Here is a 3,803-nt window from a genome sequence, read left to right on the forward strand (position 1 = left end):
GAGGAGGGAGAAAAGCACCGCCACACGCTACGCGATCCCGAACGGCGTCGCGCGCTCGCTCGACTGTTCAGCCGCTGCCGTCTATCCTTCGCAGCGGCGCGCTCTCTCTTCTGACCAACCACAAGGAGGAGATGCCATGGCCGTCCAAGCGTTCGTCCTCTGCAACACAAGGCCCGGTAGCGGGTTCAACGTCCTGCGCAAGGTGAGGGAGATTCCGGGCGTCAAATCCGCCTACGCCTGCTGGGGCAAGCCGGACATCTTCACCATCTGCGAAGCGAAGGGCCTGCGCGAGCTGACTGCCCTCGTTTTCGACGGCATCCAGCGGATCGACGGCATCGAGGGCAGCGAGACGCACATTGTCGCGGAAGAGATGTAGCGCTTCGCCGTCTATTCCTTCACCGCGCCCGCGGTCAGGCCGGCGACGATGCGGCGCTGGAACAAGAGCGTCAGCACGGCCAACGGCAGCGTCGCCACCACGGAGGCCGCGGCGATCTGTCCCCAAGGCTCGACGTGCTCCCCGGCGAACAGCGCGATGGCCACGGGAATGGTGCGCTTCGAGGGCGTGGAGATGAACGAGAGAGCGTAGAGCAACTCGTTCCAGGAAAAGATGAAGACGAGGATGGCGCAGGTGGCGAGCGCCGGCCAGGAGAGCGGCAGGAAGACGTGGACGAAGGCTTGCCAGGGCGTGCAACCGTCGACGAGAGCGGCCCGGTAGATCTCGTCGGGCAGCTCTCGAAAGAACGAAGTGAGTAGCCAGAGCGTGAGTGGAAGCGCGAACGTCGCGTACGGGACGACCAGGCCGGCCAAGGTGTCTCGCAGGCCGACCGCCCGCAATGCCAGATAGAGCGGGCTCACGGTGGCGATCGGCGGAAACATGGAAATGGCGAGCGCGCCACCGAGGAGCAGCGACCGTCCACGGAACTCGAGCTTGGCGATGGCGAACGCCGCCGACGCGCCCACCGCGAGGCACAGCGCGGTCGTGCCCGCGGCGACGACGAGCGAGTTGAGCACCGCGCGCGCGAAGGTGGCTCCCAGTCCGGCGTAGTTGGCCAGCGTCAGCGAGGTCGGGAGCGATCGCGTGAGCTCCGGCTCCGGCCACAGCGAGGTGAGCAGTTGCCACGCGAGCGGGCCGACGAAGAAGGCCAGGACGGCCGCGGTGGGCAACGCGCGCTTCATCGCGGCCTTCCGAGCACGCGGACGAAGACGAGGCCGATGACGAGTACGCAGGCGAACGTCGCGACGCTCAGCGTGGACCCGTAGCCGAAGTCTCCCGAGCGCATCAGCGTCTTGTAGGCGTAGATGGAAAGCGTCTCGGTGGCGTTGGCGGGGCCTCCTTCCGTGAGCACGTAGATGGCGTCGAAGACGCGGAAGGCGTCGAGGGAGCGGAAGAGCAGCGCAACGAGGATCGCCGGCCTGAGCAGCGGCAAGGTCACCGAGACGAAGGTACGCGCGCGTCCGGCTCCGTCGATGCTCGCCGCCTCGTACACGTCGTCTGGAATGGTCTGCAGGCCGGCGAGCAGGATCAGGGCGACGAACGGCGTGGTCTTCCAGACGTCGACGAGGATGGCGGCGTGCAGCGCGGTGGAAGGCGAACCGAGCCAATCGATGCCGGGCGCGAGCCGGTGCAGCAGGCCGTAGTCCGCATTGAAGAGCCAGGCCCACATCCGCGCCGAGACGGCAGTGGGAATCGCCCAGGGAAGGAGGACCGCGGCGCGCAAGAGGCCTCTCCCGCGATGCAGCAGAAGGGCGACGGGGAGCCCGAGGAGCAGCTCGACGGCGATGGCCACGGCGGTGAAGTACGCGGTGTGACCGAGCGCGGACCAGAATCGAGCGTCCTGCAGGAGGAAGCGAAAGTTCGCGAGGCCGATGAAGCGCTGCTCGTGGAAGATGACGATGGAGCGATGGAGGCTGAGCCACGCCGCCGCGAGAACGGGCACGACGGCGACGCCGGCGAGAACAGCAGCGGCCGGTGCGGCCATCAGGGCGCCCTGACGTTGCGGCTTCACCGCGGATTCTCCAGATGGTCGACGATGCGCTGCGCGCGGGAGAGCGCCTCGGCGGGGGAGCGAAGGCCGGCGATGGCGGCGGAAAGCTCGCCCTGGATGGAGTCGCTTGCGAGCGCGTAGTAGGGCGTCACCGGCCTCGGGCGCGCGGCGAGCGCGATCGGAAGGAGCGCTGCGATGAACGGCGCGCCTTGCCGGATGCGCGCATCGTCGTACACCGCGCGGCGCGCCGGGATGCGGGAATAGTGCAGCGCAAGATCCACGGCCGCATCGTGCGAGGTGAGGAACGCCACCAGCCGCTCCGCTGCGTGTCGCCGCGCGGGGGGAGAGTGCGCATTCACTGCGAGCTGCCAGCCTCCCAACGTTCCTGGACCGGGCGCCCCGGTGACGCTCGGCAGCGGCGCGAAGCCGACCTTGCCACGCACGGGGGAGCCCGGCGCCTGCACCTCCGCCCAGACGTAGGGCCAGTTGCGCAGGAACACGGCGCGGCCGTCCTGGAAGGCGCGCCTCGTTTCCTCTTCGCCGGAGGAGACGACGGAGCGCGGAGAGAGCCCACTCACGATGGCGTCGCGCATCCATTGCAGCGCAGCGCGCGCCTCGGGCGAATCCAGCGCGATGCGGCCGTTCCTGAGCAGCTCGCCGCCGTGTCCCCGGATCGCCTCGAAGACGTTGCAGTTCAGCCCCTCGTACTGGCGCCCTTGCCAGAGGAAACCGGCGAGGCGGGGATTGCGCGCCATCGCCGCTCGAGCGACCTCGCGTAGCTCGTCGTAGGTTTTCGGCGCTCGCCGCACCAGATCGGCGCGGTAAAAGAGCAGGCCGACGTCGAGAAACCAGGGCACCGCATACACGCGCCCGTCCAGCGTCACCGCCTCGACGGCGTGCGGCAGGAACTCCGCGCGCAGGCGCGCCGGCGGGAAGGATGCAGAGAGGTCCGCGAGCCATCCCGCGCGGGCAAACTCGGGCGCCCACACGACGTCGATGGCAAAGACGTCGAAGTCGTCGGCCGCACCCTCGAGCGCGGTGAGAAACATCTCGCGCGCGACGTCGGACGCATTCGGCAGCGTCTCGGTGCGCAGCAGCACATCGGGGTTCTCGCGGCGGAAGCGGTCCAGGAAAGCATGAAACGGGGCAGCATCTCCCCAGAGCGGCTGGTGCTTGAGGACGACCGTGACCTGCCCCGTCGCCGGCGCATCCCGGGACGTCCGCGAGCACGACGCGAATGCGATCAGGCAGACAGAGAGGGCGCGCACTTCCCCATGATGGGGCGCGGCCGCGGCCTCGTCGGGGCAGCCGAGCGGCCGGGCATCGAAAAGGCGACATGCGCAGCTTGCTTGGCGCCATGATCCGGAAACTCAAGTCAGGCCAGTTCCGTCTCTACTCGCGCAAGAAGGACCCGCGCACCGGCAAGCGGAAGAACCTCGGTACTTTCAAGTCGCTCAGCGCGGCGAAGCGACACGAGCGCGCCGTCCATTTCTTCAAGCGGCACTGAAAGGCGGGTTCTATCCGTCGTGACCGATCCGGTTCAACCGGTTGAACCGACCTGACCGGCTGGCAACCGCTGCAAATCGCCGTGTCGGAAGCATGTAACGAGGTGATCGTTCACCATTCCGACCGCCTGCATGAAGGCGTAGCAGATCGTCGGGCCGACGAACCGGAAGCCCCGCTCGATGAGCGCCTCGCTCATCCGGTCCGACTCCTTGGTGCGCGCCGGAAGCTGACGCAACGACCGGCGCGCGTTGTGCTTCGGCACACCGCCGACGAAGCGCCAGAGGAATGCGCCGAATGATCCACCCTTCTCCT

The 3,803-nt window shown here is 68.1% G+C and carries 5 protein-coding genes; 1 reads left to right on the forward strand and 4 read right to left on the reverse strand.

Annotated elements, in window-relative coordinates; all coding sequences use genetic code 11:
• Window positions 1-136: 136 nt before the first annotated feature.
• Window positions 137-376, forward strand: a complete 240-nt coding sequence (locus E6J58_01175; protein ID TMB43025.1) for an Lrp/AsnC family transcriptional regulator — start codon at window positions 137-139, stop codon at window positions 374-376.
• A gap of 11 nt (window positions 377-387) precedes the next feature.
• Here E6J58_01175 and E6J58_01180 read toward each other — a convergent pair whose 3' ends face one another.
• The 4 genes from E6J58_01180 to E6J58_01195 form a co-directional block, all read right to left on the reverse strand.
• Entirely contained in the window at window positions 388-1,176 is a 789-nt protein-coding gene (locus E6J58_01180) for a carbohydrate ABC transporter permease (protein TMB43026.1), read from the reverse strand.
• Complete coding sequence (locus E6J58_01185) at window positions 1,173-1,979, reverse strand: sugar ABC transporter permease (GenBank protein TMB43029.1); 807 nt, start codon at window positions 1,977-1,979, stop codon at window positions 1,173-1,175. The genes E6J58_01180 and E6J58_01185 overlap by 4 nt, the downstream gene beginning before the upstream one ends.
• 23 nt (window positions 1,980-2,002) lie before the next feature.
• Entirely contained in the window at window positions 2,003-3,253 is a 1,251-nt protein-coding gene (locus tag E6J58_01190; GenBank protein TMB43027.1) for an ABC transporter substrate-binding protein, read from the reverse strand.
• Window positions 3,254-3,525: 272 nt separating this feature from the next.
• Window positions 3,526-3,803 (reverse strand): DNA-3-methyladenine glycosylase I (locus E6J58_01195; protein ID TMB43028.1); only part of this gene is annotated, 278 nt, incomplete at its 5' end.

Source organism: Deltaproteobacteria bacterium (assembly GCA_005879535.1).
In the GTDB taxonomy this organism is placed as follows: Bacteria; Myxococcota; Myxococcia; order Myxococcales; family 40CM-4-68-19; genus 40CM-4-68-19.

What these genes read in the sequence shown, in the direction of transcription:
- E6J58_01175 (TMB43025.1), top strand. Translation starts at nt 137, where the DNA reads ATGGCCGTCCAAGCGTTCGTCCTCTGCAACACAAGGCCCGGTAGCGGG.
- E6J58_01180 (TMB43026.1), bottom strand. Translation starts at nt 1,176, where the DNA reads ATGAAGCGCGCGTTGCCCACCGCGGCCGTCCTGGCCTTCTTCGTCGGC.
- E6J58_01185 (TMB43029.1), bottom strand. Translation starts at nt 1,979, where the DNA reads ATGGCCGCACCGGCCGCTGCTGTTCTCGCCGGCGTCGCCGTCGTGCCC.